The 24,195-nt window shown below is 43.5% G+C and carries 17 protein-coding genes; all 17 read right to left on the reverse strand.

Going from position 1 to position 24,195, the window contains the following annotated elements; genetic code table 11:
• Window positions 1-74: 74 nt before the first annotated feature.
• On the reverse strand, window positions 75-1,685 hold the full coding sequence (locus tag DWX57_RS04060; protein ID WP_117874255.1) for a sensor histidine kinase: 1,611 nt from the start codon (window positions 1,683-1,685) through the stop codon (window positions 75-77).
• On the reverse strand, window positions 1,685-2,362 hold the full coding sequence (locus tag DWX57_RS04065; RefSeq protein ID WP_117874256.1) for a response regulator transcription factor: 678 nt from the start codon (window positions 2,360-2,362) through the stop codon (window positions 1,685-1,687). The genes DWX57_RS04060 and DWX57_RS04065 overlap by 1 nt, the downstream gene beginning before the upstream one ends.
• A 165-nt stretch (window positions 2,363-2,527) precedes the next feature.
• The gene (locus DWX57_RS04070) at window positions 2,528-3,172 is read right to left on the reverse strand and encodes a hypothetical protein (protein ID WP_120123076.1); all 645 of its coding nucleotides are present in this window, start codon (window positions 3,170-3,172) and stop codon (window positions 2,528-2,530) included.
• 138 nt (window positions 3,173-3,310) lie between these two features.
• Window positions 3,311-4,036, reverse strand: coding sequence for a tRNA (guanosine(37)-N1)-methyltransferase TrmD (gene trmD, locus DWX57_RS04075; RefSeq protein ID WP_015534852.1), 726 nt, complete (start codon window positions 4,034-4,036; stop codon window positions 3,311-3,313).
• 49 nt (window positions 4,037-4,085) lie between these two features.
• The gene (gene rimM, locus DWX57_RS04080) at window positions 4,086-4,628 is read right to left on the reverse strand and encodes a ribosome maturation factor RimM (RefSeq protein WP_120123077.1); all 543 of its coding nucleotides are present in this window, start codon (window positions 4,626-4,628) and stop codon (window positions 4,086-4,088) included.
• Between the two features lie 223 nt (window positions 4,629-4,851).
• A complete protein-coding gene (locus DWX57_RS04085) occupies window positions 4,852-5,079 on the reverse strand; it encodes a KH domain-containing protein (RefSeq protein ID WP_004851223.1) in 228 nt (75 codons plus the stop codon).
• 102 nt (window positions 5,080-5,181) lie between these two features.
• A complete protein-coding gene (rpsP, locus tag DWX57_RS04090) occupies window positions 5,182-5,427 on the reverse strand; it encodes a 30S ribosomal protein S16 (RefSeq protein ID WP_004851225.1) in 246 nt (81 codons plus the stop codon).
• A 25-nt stretch (window positions 5,428-5,452) separates the two neighbouring features.
• Window positions 5,453-6,799: a signal recognition particle protein gene (gene ffh / locus DWX57_RS04095; RefSeq protein WP_120123078.1), complete on the reverse strand. Its 1,347-nt coding sequence runs from the start codon at window positions 6,797-6,799 to the stop codon at window positions 5,453-5,455.
• A 30-nt stretch (window positions 6,800-6,829) separates the two neighbouring features.
• The gene (gene ylxM, locus DWX57_RS04100; protein WP_120123079.1) at window positions 6,830-7,186 is read right to left on the reverse strand and encodes a YlxM family DNA-binding protein; all 357 of its coding nucleotides are present in this window, start codon (window positions 7,184-7,186) and stop codon (window positions 6,830-6,832) included.
• A 106-nt stretch (window positions 7,187-7,292) separates the two neighbouring features.
• Window positions 7,293-8,546 (reverse strand): ATP-binding protein, encoded by a 1,254-nt coding sequence (locus DWX57_RS04105; protein WP_117549041.1) that lies wholly within the window; start codon window positions 8,544-8,546, stop codon window positions 7,293-7,295.
• Between the two features lie 394 nt (window positions 8,547-8,940).
• Window positions 8,941-9,186 (reverse strand): hypothetical protein, encoded by a 246-nt coding sequence (locus DWX57_RS04110; RefSeq protein WP_330416363.1) that lies wholly within the window; start codon window positions 9,184-9,186, stop codon window positions 8,941-8,943.
• Window positions 9,187-9,272: 86 nt separating this feature from the next.
• Entirely contained in the window at window positions 9,273-14,816 is a 5,544-nt protein-coding gene (locus DWX57_RS04115; protein ID WP_120123080.1) for a DUF4132 domain-containing protein, read from the reverse strand.
• Window positions 14,817-14,952: 136 nt separating this feature from the next.
• Window positions 14,953-15,366, reverse strand: coding sequence for a hypothetical protein (locus tag DWX57_RS04120; protein WP_120123081.1), 414 nt, complete (start codon window positions 15,364-15,366; stop codon window positions 14,953-14,955).
• Between the two features lie 1,079 nt (window positions 15,367-16,445).
• Window positions 16,446-17,141 carry a YczE/YyaS/YitT family protein gene (locus tag DWX57_RS04125; RefSeq protein WP_120123082.1) on the reverse strand — a complete coding sequence of 232 codons (696 nt, stop codon included), beginning with the start codon at window positions 17,139-17,141 and terminating at the stop codon, window positions 16,446-16,448.
• On the reverse strand, window positions 17,138-17,599 hold the full coding sequence (locus DWX57_RS04130; RefSeq protein ID WP_120123083.1) for a MarR family winged helix-turn-helix transcriptional regulator: 462 nt from the start codon (window positions 17,597-17,599) through the stop codon (window positions 17,138-17,140). Before DWX57_RS04130 ends, DWX57_RS04125 begins: the two co-directional genes overlap by 4 nt.
• Before the next feature lie 173 nt (window positions 17,600-17,772).
• Window positions 17,773-23,076, reverse strand: a complete 5,304-nt coding sequence (locus DWX57_RS04135; RefSeq protein WP_120123084.1) for a glycoside hydrolase family 9 protein — start codon at window positions 23,074-23,076, stop codon at window positions 17,773-17,775.
• 135 nt (window positions 23,077-23,211) lie between these two features.
• Window positions 23,212-24,183: a bifunctional riboflavin kinase/FAD synthetase gene (locus DWX57_RS04140; RefSeq protein WP_120123085.1), complete on the reverse strand. Its 972-nt coding sequence runs from the start codon at window positions 24,181-24,183 to the stop codon at window positions 23,212-23,214.
• Window positions 24,184-24,195 lie beyond the last annotated feature (12 nt).

A 24,195-nucleotide genomic window follows, 5' to 3' on the forward strand; every position in this document is an offset into this window, starting at 1 on the left:
TGCAGATGCCAGAATCCAACAGAAAAAGGAAACCCTTAGAATTATAGCCTAAAAGTTTCCTTCTTGCAAAGTATTTATTGTTCTGACGTGTTATCTGCGCTATTCTCCGGTATCATTTCCGGTTCGCCATCATCCTGCTGTATGATATCAAGGTCGAAGTAGAATACCACTCCATTCTCCACATTGTAAACACCATAGTTCTTGTTGTGAGCCGCCATGGACGCCGCAACTATAGAAAGTCCAATACCGCTTCCACCATACTCTCTCGTCCTCGCCTTGTCCACCTTGTAGAACTTAATGAATACCTTATCAAGCTCATCGTCAGGAATGTTTGGTCCCTCATCATATACAAATACTCTCAAGTTGCCTGTGACGAGTCCATCCTCAGTCCTCCTCGGCTGATCATAGTCCTTATTCGCAGTCCACACTCTGACCTTGCCTCCATCGTTGCAGTAATGAAGTGCATTTGTAAAATAATTGGTGAATACCTGCTCTATCATGAACTCATCTGCATATACGTTGCACACATCATTCAGCTCATCCGCCAGCTCAACTTCCGCATGGTTCTGCTCCACCAGAATGGATGATGAATCCACTACATTCTTTATGAGTGCATCTATATCGAATACCACAGGATGAACCCTGTCCACCCCAAATTCAAGCTCATTCAGATCAAGTAACTGTCTGACAAGCTTATTCATCTTGCCAGCTTCGTCCAGAATGACATCGCAGTAAAACTCCTTGCTCTCATCATCCTCTATAACATTGTCTTTAAGGCCCTCGGCGTATCCCTGTATGAGAGCTATAGGAGTCTTGAGTTCATGGGACACATGGGACAGGAACTCCTTCCTCATCTCATCTATCTGTACCTTCTCATCAATATCCGTCTGCAGCTTAGCATTTGCCTGTTGAAGCTCTGTCAGCGTGTTTCTCAGCTGATATGACATCTCGTTCATACTGTCCGCCAGCTCACCAATCTCATCGTTGGATGCGTGATCCACCTTCACATCGAGATCAAGCTGTGCCATACGATTGGCAACCAACGCAAGATTCTTTATCGGCTTTGCAACCGCATTGCTGATAAAATAGATCACGGCAAATCCAAGTATCGCAACAACCGAGAATACAAAAAAGAAAAACTTTAGTGATATAATTATCGTTGAGTCTACGCTGGAGATTGGTTTTCTGATTACAACCACAAAACCATTGTCAAGAAATCCTACCACGTCATAATAGCTGTTTCCGGTATTTTTATCATTTGTGATCTGTATATCATATTTATCTGTCTTTTCAATCTGCTTTCTCTTTATCTTCGGATTATCCGGATTTTTGCCACCACTGTAATTGAAGTAGTCCGCTATAAATGACAGGTTGTTATATACCGCAGCCTCCTCGTTCACCGTCGTGTACACATGCATATTCACGCTGTCGAAGATAAATATCATCGCACCTGACTGATTGATCACATCATTTGCCAGCTCTTTACTGTCTATATCCTCATCCCGGCCGAACAGTTCATTGCAGGAATTGTATGTATCCAGCAGCATCTGTTCCATGCCGTGATAGAAATACTTCTTGATAAAAAGCATGGTTATGGCACACGACATGACAACCATAAATAGTATAGTCGCCGCAAGCGATAAAGTTATCTTTGTTCTGATAGAAGTTCTCTTTGATCCGGTCATCACTCCACCTCAAATTTATAGCCCATTCCCCATATGGTCTTGATATATTCGCCCTTATCGCCCATCTTGCTTCTGAGCTTCTTGACATGAGTATCTATGGTTCTGGCATCGCCAAAGTAATCATAATTCCACACATTGTTAAGTATCTTCTCTCTCGACAGTGCCACACCTTTATTCATGATAAAATACTGCAGCAGCTCGAACTCCTTGAAGCTGAGTTCAATAGGCTTGCCATCTATAGTCACCACATGAGCCGACAGATCCATCTCAATACCTCCGGCTACAAGCTTCTCATCTGAAGCGGCATCCGTTGTTCTTCTGAGTATCGCTGCAACTCTGGCAACAAGTATCTTGGGACTGAACGGCTTCGTTATGTACTCATCTACTCCCAGATCAAAGCCCTGGAGCTCATCGCGCTCATCTGCCTTCGCGGTAAGCATGATAACCGGAACCTGTGAGAACTTTCTTATCTCCTTAAGAGTCTCCCATCCGTCCATCTTAGGCATCATGACATCAAGTATTACAAGAGATATATTCTTGTCATTCATGAATATATCCAGGGCCTGTTCACCATCTCCGGCCTCAAGAACCATATACCCCTCTCTTGTGAGGAAGTCCTTGACAAGCTTCCTCATTCTGCTCTCATCATCAACCATAAGAACCTTTATTGAATCCATATCGTACCTCCACATATAGAATAATATCCAATTTATCTCAATATAACATTGATATTTGTAAAAAATGTGAACTGAGCATATTTTTTACAGTATACCACAGCCAAAAAGCAGTGAACACACTCATGTATCCACTGCTTTTCAAAATATTCTTCTATATCTTAAATACTACTGCGCTGCCTCTGTTGTCTCAACCTCATCTGTCATGGCCTCGCTTGGATCTATAGCCTCTGTGTTGGCCTCTGTTGTGCTTCCTGCCTCACTGGTTGCAGTTGTTGCTATCTCGCCGTTCAACGTTACATTCTCCTTCTGGGCAAGTGCATATACCGCGTCATTGTATGCTGTATACTTGCTCTGGGCGTCTGAGAGAAGCTTCTGTGCCTCTGTCTGGATGTCCTTGTTCTTATCCTTAACAGCAGACTCAACCTTCTGCATAGCCTCATACTGTGCATTCATGGCATCATAATACTGATCCTTGAGCGCCTTCACCTCGTCGGTCTTGACTTCTATAGCCTGTACGTCGTCAAGAAATGTCTTATAATTTGGAAGCAGATTGTCTGTCAAATCCTTGAGCAGAGCATCTGTATCAACAGCAGTTCCCTCAGCAAAATATGAGTTGAACTTCTTCATGATCTCCGCTTCCTCTGTATCCATCTTAGGGATATCTGTTCCAACAAACTTGATGAACTCATCCTTCACCTCTGATGCAGCCTCTGTGGTTGCCGTCGTCTCGTCTGCCTTCTTGTTTCCACATCCTGTAAATGAGAATGCAAGAACCATAGCCATCATAGTCATAAGTAATCTGCGTTTCATAATCTTTTGTCTCCTTGTTCTTCCTTGTATTTGTGTATGCCCTGCAGTCGCGTCTCCACAAGGTTATGGCAGAATTCGAATAACCTCGAATTCTGCCATCTCTTAGTATACCACCTTAAGACCACAGGTGGCAACCTGCTATTTTCTTCGTTTCTTTTTCTCCTTAGGAGGATTCTCGATCATATACTTCTCGTACATGTCCGGCCTGTGCTCCTTCGTCCTGGTGATAGACTGTTCAAGTCGCCACTCATTTATGAGCTTATGGTTGCCCGAAAGCAGTACATCCGGAACCTTCTTCCCCATGAATTCAGGAGGTCTGGTATACTGCGGATACTCAAGCAGATTGTTATAAAAAGTCTCTATCTCAGCACTGTCCTCGTTATTCAGAACCCCTGGGACAAGACGAGACACAGCATCCACGATAGCCATGGCTGGAAGTTCTCCGCCAGTCAGCACAAAATCGCCTATGGACATATAGTCATCGACTATCATCTCAAGAACCCTCTCATCTATTCCCTCGTAATGACCACACAGAAGAACTATGTCCTCCTTCTCCGAGAGCTCCTGTGCAATACCCTGATTGAAGGTTCTTCCCTGCGGAGTCATATATATGACCCATGGTTTTCTGCCAAGCTTCTCCACCAGTGCCGTGTATGCATCATACACAGGCTGCGCCTGCATGACCATGCCTGCGCCTCCCCCATATGGGTAATCATCCACATGATTGTGTTTATCCTGGGTGTAATCTCTTATATTTATAGCTTCTATATGAAGTTTTCCCGACTCTATGGCCCTTCCCGTGATACTCGTTGAAAGTCCATTCATAACCATCTCGGGGAAAAGTGTCAAAATATAAAAATTCATAGTCCGCTCCTAGTATATGTTCATCATCTCACCAAACGTCTGTATGCGATCAATCCTCGTCATCTGAATCATCTGCTTCTACCATCTCAAATGTTCTGACCTTGACCTTCTTATTCTCTGTGTCAACATCGAACACGAAATCCGGTACTACAGGTATAAGGATCTCGCTGCCATCATCCTTCTTAACGACAAATACATCATTTGCCAGAGTCTCCAGCACGTCGTCAAGGATTCCTATGCGCTCGTCATTCTGATCATATACATCAGCGTCAAGGACATCACAGATGAAGAACTCTCCATCCATGAGAGGAACTGCATCCTCCCTGTCAACAAGTATGTCATAGTTCTTAAAACGCTCTATATCATTTATGTTATCGTATTCTTTGAACTTAAGAATAACCATATTTTTCAAAAATTTACAAGATGTACAATTAACCTCCAAAGTCTCTCTGCCATTTGACAGATAGCACTTCTTCAAGGTCTTGAAACGATCATTGTCATCCGTTGTCGGATATACCTTAACCTCACCCTTTATACCATGGCTTGAGGTTATCACTCCTACTCTGAGTCTGTCTTCTGTGTTGTGTTCCATGCTCTCTCCTATATAAATATGGTAGCACGCTGAGGCGCGCGCAGGTCATCAGGCCTACGCCTGTGACATATAAAGTGGTAGCGCGCTGAGGCGCGCGTAGGTCATCAGGCCTACGCCTGTGACATATAATATAAGGGGGAGTATAAACTCCCCCTCTTAACTCGGTAATAAATCCTCTGTCATATGAAGATTAAGAAATACCACTTATCCTGCTTATGCAGTTCTACTTAATATCAACGACAACCTTCTTATCACCCTTTGAAGCAGCTGCCTTGACAACTGTACGGATGGATTTGGCGATTCTGCCCTGCTTGCCGATTACCTTACCCATGTCTTCTGGTGCGACTGTAAGGTCTATCTTTATTATGCCGTCTTCTTCAGTCTCGGTTACAGCTATCTGCTCAGGATGATCTACTAGGGACTTTGCAATGATTTCTACTAAATCTTTCATCTCTATACCTCCCAAATGGAACACCAGCCATGCAAAATCGACTTCGTCGATGGCTGGCGCTGCATATCAGCTTTTCATAGAAAAGCTGATACATCCGTAAAATTACTTCTCGATACCTGCCTGCTTTAATAACTTTGCAACTGACTCAGTTGGCTGTGCTCCTGTAGCTAACCACTTCTTAGCAGCCTCCTCGTCGATCTTTACTACAGATGGCTCCTGGTTAGGATCATATGTTCCGATCTCCTCGATGAATCTACCATCTCTTGGTGATCTTGAATCTGCTACGATTACTCTGTAGAAAGGATGCTTCTTATAACCCATTCTTCTTAATCTAATCTTTACTGCCATTGTTCTTGTTCCTCCTAAATATTAATTATCTTAAGCCAAAAGGCATTTTAAAACCACCGCGTCTTCTCTTTCCACCCATCATGCCTGACATCTGCTTCATCATCTTCTTAGACTGTTCAAACTGTTTAAGGAAACGATTGACATCTGCTATCTGGACACCGGCTCCATCTGCGATACGCTTCTTTCTGGATGGCGATATCGGATCCTGGAGTGAACGCTCTCTAGGTGTCATGGACAGAACGATTGCTTTTGGTGTTTTAGCAGCGTTCTCATCTATCTCAACATTCTTCATCTGACTTGCCATGCCAGGCATCATAGAAAGGATCTCCTGCATGCCGCCCATCTGCTCGAGCTGAGCCATCTGATCAAGAAAATCGTTGAAATCAAAACTTGCTTTGCGGAACTTCTGTTCCATCTCTTTGGCCTTCTCCTCGTCGATGGCTGACTGGGCTTTCTCTATAAGTGACTCTACATCACCCATTCCGAGGATTCGGCTCGCCATACGATCCGGGTAAAATGGCTCCAGATCGGTAAGCTTCTCTCCCATACCTGAGTACAGGATTGGCTTGCCCGTTACTGCCTTGATCGACAGTGCGGCACCGCCTCTGGTATCACCATCCAGCTTTGTGAGGATGACACCATCTATACCTATCTTATCATTGAACGTTGTCGCTACATTTACCGCATCCTGACCTGTCATGGAATCCACAGTCAGTATGGTGTAGGCAATGTCCAGATTCTCCTTTATCTCTGCAAGCTCGTTCATCATGTCCTCATCGACATGAAGACGTCCTGCGGTGTCAAGGAACACCAGATTGATATTGTTCTTGGCTGCATGCTGTACAGCCGCCTTCGCAATATCCAGTGGCTTGTTGTTGTCTCCCATGGCAAACACAGGAACTCCAACCTTCTCACCATTCACCTGCAGCTGCTTGATAGCCGCCGGTCTGTATACATCACATGCCACAAGAAGTGGCTTCTTGCCTTTGTTCTTGAACTGATATGCAAGCTTTGCCGCCGTGGTGGTCTTACCTGCTCCCTGAAGTCCACACATCATGATGATCGTGATCTCATTGGATGGCCTCATCTTGAGCTCTGTCATCTCAGAGCCCATGAGCTTATCCATCTCTTCCTTGACGATCTTGATTACCATGTGTCCAGGATTCAGACCTTTGAGAACTTCTTCACCTACAGCTCTGTCACTCACCGACTTGACAAATGACTTAACAACCTTGAAGTTAACGTCGGCCTCGAGAAGTGCTCTCTTGACTTCCTTCATGGCCTCCTTGACATCATCCTCAGTAAGTACACCCTTGCTTCTCAGCTTCTTAAAAACGTTCTGCAGTTTATCTGATAAACTGTCAAATGCCATAGACATTCTCCCTTCTGATATTATCTATCATCAGAAATCTTCGAGTATCTTATCTGAATAATTCACTATATCTTCAATTCTGCCCGCAAGCCGTTCATCCGAGTTCATCGTCTTAAGCTCATCCGCACATTCCTTGATCTTCTGAACCTGTTCCTGTGCCTTCATGAACTTATGTACCAGCATAAGCTTCTCCTCATACTCCTCGAGGATCTTGTCACAGCGCCTTACCATATCATATACGCCCTGTCTGCTTATGTTGTTGAGTCTCGCTATCTCTGAGTAAGACATGTCATTGTTCACGACATCCTCGTACACGCTCTTCTGATGCTCTGTGAGCAGCTCACCATAAAAATCATATAACATAGACTGTCTGACTATCTTCTCCATAACAAACTCTCCATAACGCACCTGCCTGTAAAGTATTTTTGCTTTACCATGGGCTATTCTAATACAGGCAGGGTGTGTTGTCAAGTGTTTTTTCTTGACAACCTCACTAAAATTCTAAACTATCTGCATTAAGTAAAAAATATTTCATTCCCATAATCACAAATCCTTCATCATTTCTATACGGCTTTTTCGTTCCATTTACTATAACAATCTTCTTAAATGAATCTGGAATATTCCTAAATGAATTAAATTCCTGTGTCTGTTTTTCTTCAGAAACCATATCATAGGCTACTTGAATATAATATCTCTGACTACCCTGATTCACTACAAAATCAACCTCAAACTGCTTACGAGTAGTTTTTCCATAATCATTCTTTGCATACACATCTACGATACCAACATCCACATTGTAGCCTCTAATAAGCAGTTCGTTATAAACTATGTTCTCCATAATATGAGTAGGTTCCTGCTGTCTGAAATTTAACCTGGCATTTCTAAGTCCCACATCTGAAAAATAATATTTTAAGTTAGCACCCACATATTTTCTTCCCTTAATATCATACCGTTCCGCTTTAGAAATCAAAAAGGCCTCCGCCAAATAATCAATATGATTAGATATAGTCTTATTGCTATAATTGATACCCCGTTCACTTTTAAAAGTATTTGATATTTTAGTTGGATTGGTCGGTGCGCCTATGGCAGAAGCAAGAATATCGACTAAAGTTCCAATTTCATCAACATTTTTAATGTTATTCCTCTCTACAACATCCCTGATATAGACATTGGTAAAAATATTTTTTAGATATTCTGCCTTTTGGCGTTCCACAGAAAATTGTGCTACCTGTGGCAAACCACCATATGTCATATACTCCTCCCAAGCTTCGTCATAATCTCCATCATACGCACTATAGAACTCAGCAAAAGATAATGGATAAATTTTTATCTCATCACCTCTGCCTCTAAATTCAGTTACAATATCACTGGATAAAAATCTCGAATTACTTCCGGTCACATATACATCAATATTGCTAATCCTAAGCAAACTATTCAGCACTTCCTCAAATCGTGGCATAAACTGTACTTCATCCAAAATCAAATAATACCTCTGATCATCTTTCATTGCATCCTTAATGTATTGATAACACTTTTTCGGATCCCTCAGTTCTTCGTTTTCGATACCATCTAATGCAATCGCAATAATATGTTCATTATCTACACCATTCTCTAATAAATAGTTCTTAAATAATACAAATAATAGAAATGACTTTCCACATCTCCTGATTCCTGTGATAATCTTTATCATTCCATTATCTTTTCTTATCTTCAGCTGTTCAAGGTATGCATCTCTCTTGATTTCCATTGTTACACTCCTTGTTTTTGTGTATGGACACATTTTTTAGTAATATTATTTTACTATCCCGTGTCTACTTAATCAATACCAACTACTATTTTATGTGTATTTTCACGTTTTTATGTAGCAGTCAACAATAAAAATATAAAAAATATCTACCCTATACAGATTCAGTTTTTTATTATCTATTTATATCCGCCTCTCTACTATCAAATAATTATCCAATTTGTATACATCTGATAAAACAGCAAATGGCTATGCGATTAACGCATAGCCATTTACGTATTATGTTGTTTCCCAAGTAGCGAAACAACTCTGTTATCATCCCCACTTAAGGCAGGCACTCCTTTGTTTAATAATATACTCAACACTATTTTATGTCAATATCGATGAAAATTTTATTTTAATATACCTTCCTAACCTTCTCCACGCCATAAAGCTCTTTGAAGTATTCCAGATCGTCATCCGACTTTATCACCATCACACCCACAAAGCTGCCGTCCTGTCTGTTCTTAAAACCTGCGACCTGCTCGCCGGTGCAGATAGAACACCTGATGACAGCCTCATGCATGTTCTCATCATATGGGAACCTGTTATCTGCATCACCACGTCCAATTTTAAGCCTTGTTATTATATTCCTGATTCCCATTATGTCATCTTCTTTCTCTGTCCGGAAATCTGTCTGTCAAACATCACATCACTTACTTGTCACAGGCAGCAGTATTATCTTCACACTCACTGCTCGATCTGTCCCAGTATATACGGATCCTTGATCTTATTGTCCTCCGCAAAGAACAGTATCTTCGTGAGTACCTCCGATGTCTTTGGATCATCATCCACAAATGGCAGGAATATTCTGCCACGCCTCTGTGAGTGTACAGGAAGTATATTTATCATAGGTCCTGCCTCCTGATGCACCACTCCACTTCCAAGGTGAACTGTGTAATTTGCGCGCTTGCCCTCTATCACTGCGTGATTCTTTGTAAATGTGACATTTGTCAGCTTGAAAAGTGGCATAGTGAATTCTGCTATCGCCTTTCGCATCTCAACAGTTGAGTGTGAGGTCTCAGGATCCACGCCTCCTGCATGCGCCACGGAAACAGCCATGTCCACATCCCTCATGACCTCAGAGAATATGATGTCTGGGATATCCTTGATTCTCATATTCTTTCCTGTCTTTCTATCTGAGAACACCACCCATTCGAGGGTCGGTGACTCTATATCCGCAGGTGAGAACCAGTCTGCAAGCGCGTATATCTGTGCTACTATGTTCTCCTTGTAATACACTTTCTGGAGTCCGTCCTCTATGTCTGCTACCCAATGTCTTGACCTCAGACAGCCAAGTGTCTTCTTCGGCTGGATCTGATTGCCCGCGTATCTGAGGGAATGTTCCATATTCATTTCCTCTTCGGTCTTCACATAGAGTTCTCTGAACACCTGCTTGAACGGCTGAACGATCTTGTTGTCAAATACATATTTCTGTATATCATGCCATTTGCCAGCCATGTACATGTGGAATGGATGTGCAACTGTGAGCTTGGTGTCGTCTGACAAATGTTTGTTTTCATCACCAGCGGTTGTTTCAACAAACACATTGAATCCATCCTCAGTTGCAAATCCAAGAACTACATTCTGACTAGGTACGCCAGCACTTTCGCCTCTTGCATTATCTAACTGCACATCACCAGCATCGCTGTTATTCCTCAAATCTACATTCTTGCTGTCATCAAGTTCATTTGCCCCTGACATAATACTGTCAGCCGCATTATCAAGCTCTGCCTTCACGCCATCCGGCTCCGCCACCTTGAACACCAGCGCAGCTACCATGTCATGTATAACAGGATTCTCCAGCATGCCCCTGATCTCAGCCCAGGTGTATTCCTCCTGGCTCTCCATCGCATCCTCAAGCATCGCCTTTGTACGCCTTGACTGCTCCGCCATCTGCTTCTTGGCATCCATCAGAGCCAATACATACTCATCCTTCTTGATCTTTGCCGGAACGGACTTTAACTGTTTGCCGTTCTTCTCACAGATGACAGCGCATTTGCCGCCATCCTCCATCTCAAGCCATATGGTCACTTCTCCGACCTCATGCGGCTGAAAATATTCCCTCATGCCCTGAACTACAAGGCTTTCCATACGTAGGGTAAGTCTCGTCACGTCCTGATATCCGGCATTGATCGCCATATTGCGCATAGCTGTAGAAACTGCTGCCGCCTCGCTGGCTCTCCTCTGCGCTCCGAACTGCTTGCTCTCCTTCTTGAACTTCTGAAGGAACATGTACCTGTCCTTTATCTGCTCCTCATTCTCTATCGGCAGGATTCCCACCGCCATGAGCAGATCTTTGTTTCTCTTTGCCTCGATCTCAGCCATCAGCTCGGGCTCAACATATTTGCCAAGTGCCGCATCCGCATATTTTCTCGCCCTGGTATGCTTTGCACCATCTGAAATGTATTTCGCCGCCTTGTATATAAGCTGGAATCGCTTGTCACCCAATCTGTCATAGACTTCGGTAAACCACGTCCTGTCAAATGCGCCGTCGTTCAGCTCATCCACCTCAAGCGGTGTAAATCTCGCTATCATAGCCTTTCTCTTGTCATCAAATGACTCGTTCATGTGCGCCATGAAGTAATAGCATCCCGCAGTAAATCCATCCCATCCAAGATACTCTCCAACTATATCTATCCACTCTGGAGAATACATAGCCGCCTCTATAAGCCTGGCATCACTTATATCCGTACCTGTAAGATAGGCCTTCAAAGTCTCCGCACTGTCATTTGCATCAGGCACACACGCCTGAAGAAGATGAGACATACTGTTCTTCTTGCTGACCTTCTGACGATTATAGTAATAACCGGTATTGAAATACGTTGATCTCTCCAACGTCTCCTTGCCTAGGGCTGACAGTATCCTGACAAAATACTCCGCTCCGAATATTCTTGTAAGCCCGTATATATATGGAGAGAATTCTGTCTCCGTGTCTCCCCTTGTGAGCTCTGCAGAAAGCACAAGCTCTGACATATCAGTGTACAGCTTCTTAGCTATATCCAGCCTTTTCTCGTCCGTCTCTGAGAACTCTCCTTCCGGACTGTGAAGAAGTATCTGCCGCACACTTCTCAGCCTTTCACGCTCCGTATATCCCCATTCATAGCCTCTGGTCTGCACCTTCCTGTTACGCTCCGTTATAAAACGCATCACGTCAGATACACATTTGAGGCTCCTATCCAGGGAATTCCCCTCAAATGCCATCTTGTACATATAATCCCTGGATATAATACCACGGCTGTATGCGGCAATGTAGTTCTGGAGACCAGGAACCGGCATGACACTTCCTGTGTGTACCCAGTAATATGAATTTCTATCATTTACAACGTCTGAAGGTATATTAAAGTTATGACACTTTGCAAGGGCATAGTTGTATGGAAACAAATGCCTGAAATCCTCTTCATTCTGCCTTGCCTCGTCAGAATCCTCTTTTACGTCTAATGTATTGCTGTCACCATCGATTGCAAGCCACCATGTTATTATCATAATCTGCTCATTTGTGAGCACACTTCTGTGATATACCTTTGAATCATCACCAGATATACTGCTGCCACCTTTATTCCCGCCAAATGTATATATGAGCTCATCGTTTCTTCCAAGCAGATAGTCTGCTGCCACAACGGCAAGCCTCCTCTTGTCACTATCCATCACATATCTTCTATACAGGAATCCAATTACAGCTCTGGCAATGGCAAGATATCCGAATGCCGGACATTCTTCTATATATATATTTCCAAACATATCCGCCATAAAGCTCTCACAGTACTTCTTGAAATCCTGTTTGTCACTGTTGTAGCCATTCAGATACACGTAGAGCTGCATGCACATATACGGAGTCTGAATATTTTTCTCGTAGAAATCTACCCACAATTCCTCACATGCCACTTTGTCACGGTTCACATATATGTTTCCACCTGCCTCACCAAGCAGGCCGATCTCTCCGTCAGCCATCTCATACTCATCATTTTTGTGCTCATCCACAAATGCATCAAATTTTCTTAATATATTTATAACTTCTGAATCAGATGTCGTGTCTTTCTTTTTAGGCACAATCTTTGATTTGAGTTTTGCAAATGCACCCTCGCTCTTGGCAGTCTTGCACAGATTATCATTTGCAATCCCGCTTTCAGGGAAATACTTTTTGTACAGCTCAAGGCACTCAGCCAGATAACTCTTGTCAAATATCGGCTCATAGTCCGCATTTACATCATAAAGTCCATACCCCTCATCTGCACCAGCCCGGTCTGTGCCAACATTTTTTATCTCACGTATAAGAATCTGCTCCTTAGTTGTAACACTGGATCTTCCATTCGCAGACTCCCTCTGCATAGCGTCTATATGACCAACACAATCTGTAAAAAGGTTCTGCCTGTTCTCATCATTTTTGAGCTGGAGCAGCAGATCAAGTCCCGCTGTTCTCTTCTCCTCCTTGGAATCTGCGAGAAGTCTTCCGATGAGATCGTCCATGTCATCACCGTCAAGTTTATAAAGTATAGACAGTACAGTCTCCCTTATGTCTGACTTCTTGTACTTGAGCATATTCTCAAGCTGTACATAATTCTCCGGCGAAAGTTTCATATCCTTAACGATCATCGCCGCCTTGTTTCTGGTATATGTCTCCTTGTCGGCAACCGCATCCACCAGTATGGCACGCTGTCTGTCATTTGCCGGCTGCCTTACAAGCAGAAGCAAAAGCGCATCTCTGCTGTACCTTGCGGAATCTATCTCAGGAACCATCTCCGCTATGTAAGTGATCTTGTCCTCATCCCTGAGAGCGCTTGCACAGACCGCAAGTCTCATGATGATTGCAGATCTGTCCAGATATTCGGCATTCCATGGAAATACACACGGATCAAACTCAAGCCTCTTCTTTGGCATGCGCTCAAGTATGCCCATGAGGATATCATACATCTCCTGACATTCTTTCCTGCTGTCAAAATATTTGTCCACCTCGGCAAATGTCATTTTCTTAAGTTCATTGTTGTACGATCTGCCGTCTTTATATATGAGACTATTCATATAAGGCTGGTAATCCGACATGAAGCTTGGCATGATGACCGCCATGGTATCCATCTCGTCCGGAAATCTCTTGATAAATTCCTTTGCAACGCTGTGTGTGTACACCTTTCCCAGACTCATTGCCCTGATATATGTGCCAAATACCAGTCTTTGGTGTCTGCTGCCATCAAGCGCCAGCTTGTTCATCACATGGCATGCCTCGTCCACATCAAAGAAACCATAGCTCCACAGCGCAAGATAGATCTGCATGGCATCCTCGCCGGATAAAGCTTCACGCCTTGCATTTTCATCATTCAGATATGTATCTATAAGAAGCAGCTGTTTCTTCTGTATACGGTCAAGCTTGCTCTCCTCGTCAGTCACAAGTCCTGTCCAGGTGGCTACAGCCCTCATGACAGACGAGAATCTCAGAAGATCATTCTCCTTTATTACATGGAACAGGGTCATAAATGCACCTGCTGTTCCATAATCCATGTTCTCACATATCGCCTGCCTAAGCCCCTCCTGAAGCTTTGCTGCAACGAGCAGCTTGCCTACAGCCTCATGGAGTCTTGTGTTGGAGCTCATATATATTCCCCTGAGGATATTGGTCGTTAGCCTTGTCTGCGCACTCTCACCGAACATGATGTCCATGAGCACTTCCTCAAGCTCTGCATTTCCTCTGTCGAGCTCCGCCTGTATCCAATATTCAGATACTATTCTATACCCATTGCTGTTGCCATCCCTGTAATAGCACAATATATCCTGCGGCATTTTCTCCTTGTAGAGAGATACTATGTCGCATCCGTATATCCCCATGGAGTGATATTCATTCATGATCCTGAAATATCTGTCAAGAAATGCCCCATACCTCTTTGTACGCATGGTTCTTCTGTAATAATACTGGCTTGTCTGCCACTTGATTATGCTGTCTATAGAAGTGTAGAAATCCTCCAGCAGATGATCCGGCACCCACCCCGGCAAATGCTTCAGCTCCTTCCTGAAGAATTCCGAAGGAACATTCTTTTCATTCTCAAGAAATGTCTCAAGTCTCTTTCCGATCATCGACTCTTTTACATCTCCATAGTAATTATCCATCTCCTTAAGAAGCTTCTGCGCATCCGCACTGTAGCTCTTTCTGAGCTTCGTGGAATTCTCGTCAAATACCTCTCTCACTTCATCTGCGATTCTCTTCTGCTCCTCAAGCTCAAGTCTTGTCTTCTTGTCCTCCGCCATTGTAACCCCTTTCTTTTGTCCACGTATCATCTACGCAAATCATGCCATTGCATATTCCCATATTTTGCGCATATACTGTTCGCGTTCCTGTTCGCTAGTAGTCTTTGACCAATACTTTGAATCTACGATCTTTTACTTACCACATTCTGCCCGCCAGCATTGTGAGGCGGATAAATGTGATCTCATCCCCTTCGTTAAACTCCTCTTTCCTGTTCAGCTCCGTTAATTCATCCATACCGCGGAACACTCTGAACAGCCCATCCTCAAATCCCTGAATGGCTGTCTCTACCGCCTCTTTCACATCCGGTTTCTTCTCCCCATAGACGATCCCGAATGCTATCTTTCCTATTCTTCCCATGTCATCGATCTGTTCATCTGTCAGCACTGCATCGCCGCGATCCATGCGGGATATGTACTGTGCCACGCATATCTTTACTGTCTCTGTTATGAGTTCCCGTAGCGTACTCGGTGCTGTGTCATATTCAAATGGGACCTTGTGCACTGTGTTCTTCCGCTTGCCAAGCTGTTTTATGTTCATGTATAAAGTCATGTAATTCCCCCGAAATCTTGTTATATGTATATTCACATTGTGCAGAAATTGCACATACTGAAATAAATGTTCAACTTGTGCAAAAATTGCACATATTGAATAATAGTGTCTGTTAAGCCACATTAGCACTTTCTTTGAACTTATATGGTCTAAGTGTTTTGTAGAGCAAATAAAAATTTATCTTTTCATGTATATTGATTATCGAACATATGTTTGTTATAATATAAGAGGTGCTACCCTATTCGGTAGGCGGTTAGCCTTCGCCACAGGAGTTTATAGCCTGTGTTTACATAGATACATCCATTTACGGAAATCTATTACGGAGGTTTGTGCTTATGCTTACAACGGAACTTTTTATAGCCATCATCAGCTTATGCATAACATGCTTTGCTCTTGGTTATGCCCTTGGCTCTAAGAGCAATGATAAGAAATAAGACAAAAAAGTAACCGCCCTGTCCTGACAAAACTTGGCGGTTACTTTTTTGTAATTGCAATATCAGGGCTAACCGTCTATCGGTAGCACCTCTTTATACTTATATTAACATTCAACCGCTTTTATGTCAAATATATCGTTTTTATTATTTAAGTATAATCATAAACACTTATTTATCATGCTATAAATTATACACCACGTAATATCAAAAGCAAACAAATAAAACTCCACCCAATCATTCCGGCTCATGTATTTACTTAAAAGCCTTGCCAACAAAACCCAAATGTTATATCGTCTCATATAAACAAGTACAAAAGGGAATTTCAAAAATGAATTTAAAACTTACAAAACCGGAAAACGCCACCGTTCCCGCATCATATGACGTAGATAGGAATAGATCAGAGCAGCCTTCCGATACGAATTTAGAGCAGATACTGTCACTTGATTGATGGAAAGAAAAAGCGCATAGAATACAACAGTCAGACATACGTAGACGAGCTCACAAATACCGCCTTTCAGGATAAAGTCCTGAACTTTTATACCTTACAACCCTATATTTTAGAAAACGAGAAAATATTATCCCTAATTCTACAAAACAGGTTGATTAAGGATAAAAATTCGACCGGCTCTCCAACAGGAACAAGTCCTAATGCAATTGCTCCATTCTCTCCCTGAGCACTTCCTCCTCAGTGTATGTGTGCTTTCCAAGAAGTTTATCTCGTTTTCCGCCAAATGCCTTATTCAACTTGCCAAGATTGAACCCAACAAGGAATGCGGCAATAACCGTACCGGCGCCCACGCTTCCAAGACTGTGTATGCAGATCAGGCATGTTACGACCGACACAGCCACCATAGAACAGTCAAATCCGATCTTTACCTTTGAAAATTCAATGTGTGTGACCTCTGAGACAGCCTGCATAACACCCTCCCCGGCAAGTGGGATAAGATCCGCCGGCAGATAAAAGAATATTCCGCCTGCTATGAATATGGTACTCACAAGCATCAAAACACCCCTGACAACTATGTTATCTGTTGATGGCAGAAATGTCGCAAGATAATTACAGAACGTCGTAAAGTATCCAAATACTACTCCAACCACTATCTGAAGGAGATTTATCGGTTTGAAATTCTTTCGAAGTATAATGATCTGTATAAGCACAAGTACCGCATGGAATATGATGGTCGCTTTTCCCATCTCTATTCCCCATACACAGGTCATGGTATATGGTATGGAACTCACCGGCGACACACCGAGATTGGATTTTACCGACAGTGCAATTCCTATAGTCATAATAAACAGTCCAACGAAATACATTGGAATTCTTACCTTCATGTTCTTCATCTCTTACGTTCCTCTTTTCTGTTGTCTTTTTCGCTGCCCTTCATATTGTCGTACACCCTTACAAGAAGTGACTGCAATTCTTCCGTCTCCTCCGCGGTAAATCCCCTCAGTGCCACGGCTTCAACTAAGTCAAACTTATGATTGAGCATATCCACATACTCTCTGCCCTTATCCGTCAGATACACATACAGGGATCTCCTGTCCCCTGTCTTAGTGCACCTCTGTATGTAGCCCTTATTCTCCATGCCAGAAAGTACCACAGTTATCGATGCCGGTTCTATATGACATCCCGCCGCAATATTCTTCTGACACGCACCATCATGATCCTTCAGATAATCCAGCACCTTAGGTTGTCCCATGGTGAGCTCTGTATCCTTTATCTGGCTCAGCAATGCCTTCTGTACCATGAAATGATCTGCCATCAGCAGATAATGTATGGATTTCTTATGTTCATCCATTCGGATTCTCCTCTCATTTTAGTTATAATTCTAATTATTAGAATACTAACGATATTATACACATATTTTTATATATGTCAAATCGCCACTCATTCAGTCTGCACAAAAAAGATCCGGGAGCATCTGCACCACTCCCGGATCTTCAATTATTATATATTTTATTAAGCCCTTTGTTATTTCTTTATGACTGCCTTCTTAGATACTCCTCTGTTCAAAAGTATCTTTTTATAACTCTTAAGCTTTTTTGCAGGCACCTTTACAGTAAGCTTCGCATATGTACCCTTGAATGCCTTGGCTCCAACAGTTTTTCCTGTCATCTGTGTATTCTTTATCACAACCGTCCTGAGCTTCTTACATCCATAGAACGCCCTGGCGCCTATGGTCTTAACATTTCTGCCAAGAGTAATCTTCGTAACCTTTACATTCTTGTTGAACGCCGCTTTTCCTATGGCTGTAACCTTAAATGTCCTACCTCCAAGCTTTATCGTATCAGGAACAGCAACTGTCTTTGTCTTCTTGACAACAGATACGAGAGTTACCGTTCCATTGCCATTCAGGGATGCATTTGTGATCTTGTACTTGTAATTTCCATTTGCATAGATCTTACCCACAGCCGCAGTTATGTCAAAATACTTTGTCTGTGTTCCACTGTAATTACCGATTCCCATTATCACAACTTTTGCCTTGCCAAAGTCTTTATTTGACGAATATGCAACTCTGTAATCCTTGCCCGCTGTGAGTGTCCGCTTACCGCTAGTCACCTTCACCGCTGGTGTTATAGCCTTGCCTGTATATACAGCCGACTTTGTGATTGTCACAGAGGCTTTACTTATCGCCTGCTTGTTTATTGCAAATGTAAGAGTCTTTGAGCCCTTATATCTGCCCTGACCTTTGACAACTACCTTTGCTGTACCGGCATTGGTATTGCTGCTATATGAAACTATATAGTCAGTTCCCGCATCAAGTGTTCTTCCACGTGATACAACCTTTACGGCCGGTCTTGTCGCTGCACCTGTATATGTAGTCTTGTACGAAGCATTTCCAGTTGCCGCAAATGTAATATTTGCATCAACGCTTATATCCACAACTATCCATATCCATACAGCCTTAAATGTTATATCCTCTGATACAGCGCCGTACACAGAATCAGCATTATAGCTTGTTCCGGCTTCATTCTGCCATGCCAGCACATATCCATCCCTCGATGTCTTGTAATCAGTACCATCAGACATGGTGATATTTATTTTCGACAGATCAAGAGTTGATCCCTTGTTTACAGATGACGCATACAACTGGTTGCCATTCTCATCTGTGAACACAACCTTTACCATGGTTACACTGTCGCCCTTGCTGTCTACCGGATCCTTGGAATAAGTTGGAGCTCCACCTATTGACACATCGCCATCAACAATGATCGTTCCATCATCTGACTTTACGCCAAATGAATCTCCACCGACTGATCCGGATGCATCCGCCGTAACACTTCCACCAACCAGTTTGATAGAATTGTCTGCTGAGATTACCGACTCCCCATCGCCAAGTCCTGATGACTTTGCATCAACAGAGCCTCCGGTGATCTCCACATCCGATGCCGATATTGCAGAAGATACGGAATCTATGCTGTTGCTTCCTCCAGCTATCTTCACCGTTCCTGCAGATTCAATTCCCTTGCCGTCGGACTTTATCTGTATATTGTCTATCTCGATATTTCCATCTGCCTTGATCGCAGCCGCACCCGGTGTCGCCGTTGATATCTTGGAAGATGTATCCTTTCCAGATACCTTTACATCCGCTGCGTTACTGTTATCGCTTACACATGTTATACCATCAGCAATCTTATTTTCTCCGCTTACCTTTATGACAAATGTTCCAGAATTGCCCGGACGAACCGTGATCTTCTTTACAGTAGCATTGTCCACGGTTATTCCACTTGCATTTCCGGTATCAACAATTACATCCTCACCATTTCCTGTGATCGTGTAATCCTTATTCTCGGTAAATGAAACTGATATGATTCCACCAGACTGTGATACCTTTACAGTTGGATTTTCCTCACTGTCTGTGAATGCTCCAACATATCTGCTGTCATTCAGTCTTCCGATGTCAATTACGAAAGGATCTGATAAAGGTGTAGTCACCTCAAGTGCCTGGCTGATCTGACCAGACTTGACATTTGCAGTTTCTTTTACCCTGCCATGTACATAATATGTAGTAAATTCCTTGAGTCCGGTAAACTGAGCACCATTCTGCCACGTAAGCTTTGATGCATCAACATCCTTCTCACTGGATATTGCATACTCGATCTCACCTGCTGCTCCTGACACCTTGCCGCTGACGGTCACCGAATAAGATGTTACTGATGTCTTTGTCAGAGTAACAACGGAGGTATTTTCTCCCTTTGCCACTGTCGCTTTGAGTGTTATGTTCACTAAACTATCCTCTGCTGATATAGTAAGTGTATCACTATAGCTTCCGGCGTCGAGTCCATTTACAGGTTTTACAGCTACTGTAGTTTCCTGACCTGCAGATATCTGACCTGCTGGTGATGAAACTATCTGGAATGCTGTTCCACTCTTAAGCTCAGCTCTCACACCTGTAAGATTATCCTCTCCGGAATTTTCCAGAACTATGTTCTCTGAATCTGATATCTGATATCCGTATACCAGCTTGTCCCATGATAAAGACTCTGTCTTACATGAAAGCGTTCCAGGTGTGCGCACTGTAACTATACACTCAGCCTTAACGCCTGAACCATCCTTCGCGGTTGCTGTGATGGTTGCCGTTCCGGCCGCAAGTGCTGTTATCTTGCCATTCTGTACCGATACCTTTGTCCTGTCAGAGCTTGTCCACACAAGTGAGCTGTCTGTCGCATCCACCGGTGTGACTGTGGTTTTTATCTGTCCACTCTCACCTACCTTCATAGTAAGCGCCGTTTGGTCAAATGTGATTCCTTTGACTGGTATAACCTGAGTTTCCGTAGAAGACTCTGTAGTCTTTTCTGTTGATGAATCTGTATTGGTCTTTGTTGACTCTGTAGTTGCCTTGGTTGACTCCGTGGTGGTACTGCCACCTGACTCTCCGCTTATCGTTCTGAGCTCTGGTGACACCTCACTCTTTGGAACCACCTTCTGAACTGCCCTTTCCTCGTCAGTTCCGCTATTCTTCACATAGAGGTAAAGTCCGGCTGCGGCGCCCACAAGTCCTGCGTTGTAGTCAAGAGCTACCTCCGTATACTGATATTCATTTGCATTATCATCAAAGCTTGTGCTCGATCCACTTGGTCCGCCAACCAGTGCTCCGGTTAAAACGTGTGCCATGTCTGTATATTTGTTTGATGACACGTCGCTATATCCACTTGCAGCCCTGTGGTGTGGATGTTTTACAGAATACTTGTTATACCCAACCACAAAGCACTTAGAACCTGCATTGTTTCCAAGGATATATTTCATCTGACCATTTGCCCAGGATGAATAATCCTTCTTACTGTTGATCTTATCATACATAAGACCTGTCATCTGATGGGCAGCGTTATATCTCGCTGATCCCCATGAATCAATAAGACAGTAATTATTATCATCTGCCCTTGTTTTACCACTTATAATCCCTGACTGATTTTCAACAAATGCGCTCTCTCCTTTAAACTGTGGACTGTAGAGCAATGCCAGTGGATCCACGCTGTTCCAGCACAGCGCCCAGTTAGGGTTAGATTTGTTTCCATAGACGCTGTTGTATTTATCTGCATAAGTATTCTTTCCTGTCGCTTTATAGAGAAGTGCTGCAGCTAATGCATAGTCGTCATCCCATGAGCCTGATGCATAAAAACTATATGCAGGTCCTGCACTTGTCATCTTTGCCTTTGTATCAGCATATGTAAATAACTTCTCCGCATATGTAAGTGCCTTTGCATCCTTATAATTCAGATAATATGCTGCAAGAGCCGCCGCTGTCTCTGAAACTATATCTGTACACGTATCCGAATCAGATGTGAATGTTGCCTGTCCGCTTCTGGACGACTGCTTTTCCGGAGCTCCCCAGTATCCATGATCGACATTTCCATCACCGACCTGATAACAGAAAGCCTGAACCGAGCCATCACTTCCAAGGACTGTGCATCTCTCGAAATAATCAACGAATCTGTCCATGATCCTCTTATAGTGTGCCTCTGTAGCAGTATCCGCAAATGCCTCAGCAAACTCCATGTGCGCAAGTCCTAGAACTGTAGCCGAATATGCCTGTGGCAGACCAAACTTGGCATGATCTCCCGCATCATGGTATCCACCGCTGACATCCACAGTTTTTCCATTATATGTTGTTTTTGCATCCTCAGTATGGCAGTTTGATCTCCAGGAGAACTCACTCTTTGCAGCTACATCACTTCCACACATATTCGCATCATAGAAGTAGAGTGACTCCTGAAGAAGCTTTGCATAATTGTACTCAACATCTGTATTGATCTCGCCTGTGTTGTCCCCGGCTCCGCCAGATGATGATGAAAGTGAACCGATAAATGAGTCAAATGCACCTGACTGTGAGCTGTAGTACACCTTGACACCTGTTATAGACACACCATTTGCCGTGCCTGTGTAGCCAAGCTTTGAATAACTCACGCTCGATCCGGCATTTACTGCACCTGACTTCTTGGATGTGTTTGGATATATGTACAGCTTTCCATCACTGAATACACCCTTGAGGGCTGACCAGCTACTGTAATCCTTTACTGCAGTTACTGAACCATTCACATCAGCCACCGCTATCCAGTCTGCTATGTATGAATTGCTCTTGTTATTTATCGTTATCTCTGTCTCGTAGTAGCCGTCTCCCTTGGCTGTTCCATCTCCATCGGCAAGGCTTGCAGTTACGCTTGAGCTTGTGTTTCCTATAGAATCAAGATCCGCACTTCCTTGTCCGCTGCCTCCCGAACCGCCAGACTCCCCTGATGAACCACCAGATGTGCTCTTTGTTCCCGAGAGCACCGCTGACACGATCCTGAATTTGATCGTGCTGTTCTCCTGGAGATTTGCAATCTGTATACCAAATGCCACGCTCTCTGTGCTGGTAGTATTGATCGATGCCAGATCAAGTGTAGCCTCAAACTGTCCGGCTTTTTCCAGATTAATCCATACATCATTATTGGACCACGATGGCCCATATGATACAAATGGCATAACTCCTGAACTTTCCCCACTTAGTTCAGTGAAATCCTCCACCGCATATGTGATCTTGAGTGTCTTATACCCGGCATCAGCAATCGCTTTCATAGAGCCGAGTTCACTCGGTGGAGAAAACCTCATCTCTGCCTTAGGCTTCTTACTATAAGTATCCGACTTTGCAGTCACCGTCTTCCAACCGGTGTCCGGTTTCAGATCCAGCGTTATGGTCTCCGCCTTAGCTGTGATCTCCGGCCATGTTATATTGCCGATGATCATGCATAAGGTGAGAACATATGCCAGGATCCTGCTCGCTGCTTTCTTTCTCATTTCCCTTTTCCTCCTTGTACTTCCTTTTCTACCAGAAAAAAATACCCTATTATTAAAAATATAGCACAGAAAACATCTTCATGCGACCCAATAATCCGTCATTATTTATCCGCATAATTACCAATGTTTTCTGTGCTATTTTACCAACACCTTGTTTCCAAGTATTCTCTTTGAATTCTCTATGTCATTTGTCATCTGGGCCTTGAGCTCATCCAGGCTTCCAAATTTCTTCTCACCTCGGATCTGCTCGATAAGCTCCACCTTGATGACCTGTCCATATATGTTCCTGTCAAAGTCGAAGATATTCGTCTCTATGGTGATATTTCCCTTGTCGTTGACTGTAGGATTGTCTCCTATGTTGGTGATTCCCATATAGACTCTGAAAGGATCCTCATATCCCGTATGCTTCCCCCGGATTATCCTGATCCTTGAAGCATACACACCAGCCGGCGGGTACAGCTTGCGTTCCTCTGGCAGCATATTCGCCGTTGGTATTCCTATGGTTCTTCCAAGCTGCTTGCCGGACACCACCTCACCTGTCATGCTGTATGGTCTTCCGAGCATCGGGATGACAGATCTCACATCTCCCTCAGATATATTCTTCCTGATGACTGTGGAACTGACCACCTCATCATCCTGTTTCAGCTTGTCTATGACTATGACCTTATATCCATACTCGTCCGCATAGCTTCTGAGGGTATCCACATCGCCCTTTCTGTCTCTGCCGAATCTGTAATCGCTTCCAACCACGACATATCCGGCCCGCATCATGTCCACCAGAACATATCTGATGAACGCCTTCGGCTCTGTAGCCGCAAATGCATCGTCAAACGGATATTCAACCAGGACGTCAACTCCGGTATCCGATACCACCTGTGCCTTCTCGTCAGATGTGTATATGGTCTTCATATTGCTCACATCAAACACATGATTCTCCCTCATGTCAAATGTGAACACAACGCCCATATATCCCTGTCTCTGAAGCATCAACACCTGCTCTATCAACAGCATGTGTCCCTGATGGATACCATCAAACTTGCCCAGGGCAACCGCCGTGCGCTCTGTGCTATTCAGTTTTACCTTCTTCGTGTCCTTTATATGAATCATAACTGTCTGTCC

It is taken from the genome of Coprococcus sp. AF19-8AC (assembly GCF_003603115.1).
In the GTDB taxonomy this organism is placed as follows: Bacteria; Bacillota; Clostridia; order Lachnospirales; family Lachnospiraceae; genus Coprococcus; species Coprococcus aceti.

Bases quoted from the DNA above. Each gene is read 5' to 3' on its own strand.
- DWX57_RS04085 (WP_004851223.1), bottom strand. From the start codon at position 5,079: ATGAAAGATTTAGTAGAAATCATTGCAAAGTCCCTAGTAGATCATCCT.
- DWX57_RS04130 (WP_120123083.1), bottom strand. From the start codon at position 17,599: ATGGATGAACATAAGAAATCCATACATTATCTGCTGATGGCAGATCAT.
- DWX57_RS04120 (WP_120123081.1), bottom strand. From the start codon at position 15,366: ATGACTTTATACATGAACATAAAACAGCTTGGCAAGCGGAAGAACACA.
- DWX57_RS04135 (WP_120123084.1), bottom strand. From the start codon at position 23,076: ATGAGAAAGAAAGCAGCGAGCAGGATCCTGGCATATGTTCTCACCTTA.
- DWX57_RS04060 (WP_117874255.1), bottom strand. From the start codon at position 1,685: ATGACCGGATCAAAGAGAACTTCTATCAGAACAAAGATAACTTTATCG.
- DWX57_RS04070 (WP_120123076.1), bottom strand. From the start codon at position 3,172: ATGAAACGCAGATTACTTATGACTATGATGGCTATGGTTCTTGCATTC.
- DWX57_RS04110 (WP_330416363.1), bottom strand. From the start codon at position 9,186: ATGGGAATCAGGAATATAATAACAAGGCTTAAAATTGGACGTGGTGAT.
- DWX57_RS04115 (WP_120123080.1), bottom strand. From the start codon at position 14,816: ATGGCGGAGGACAAGAAGACAAGACTTGAGCTTGAGGAGCAGAAGAGA.
- DWX57_RS04140 (WP_120123085.1), bottom strand. From the start codon at position 24,183: ATGATTCATATAAAGGACACGAAGAAGGTAAAACTGAATAGCACAGAG.
- ffh (WP_120123078.1), bottom strand. From the start codon at position 6,799: ATGGCATTTGACAGTTTATCAGATAAACTGCAGAACGTTTTTAAGAAG.
- DWX57_RS04105 (WP_117549041.1), bottom strand. From the start codon at position 8,546: ATGGAAATCAAGAGAGATGCATACCTTGAACAGCTGAAGATAAGAAAA.
- DWX57_RS04065 (WP_117874256.1), bottom strand. From the start codon at position 2,362: ATGGATTCAATAAAGGTTCTTATGGTTGATGATGAGAGCAGAATGAGG.
- rimM (WP_120123077.1), bottom strand. From the start codon at position 4,628: ATGGAACACAACACAGAAGACAGACTCAGAGTAGGAGTGATAACCTCA.
- rpsP (WP_004851225.1), bottom strand. From the start codon at position 5,427: ATGGCAGTAAAGATTAGATTAAGAAGAATGGGTTATAAGAAGCATCCT.
- DWX57_RS04125 (WP_120123082.1), bottom strand. From the start codon at position 17,141: ATGAAGAACATGAAGGTAAGAATTCCAATGTATTTCGTTGGACTGTTT.
- trmD (WP_015534852.1), bottom strand. From the start codon at position 4,036: ATGAATTTTTATATTTTGACACTTTTCCCCGAGATGGTTATGAATGGA.
- ylxM (WP_120123079.1), bottom strand. From the start codon at position 7,186: ATGGAGAAGATAGTCAGACAGTCTATGTTATATGATTTTTATGGTGAG.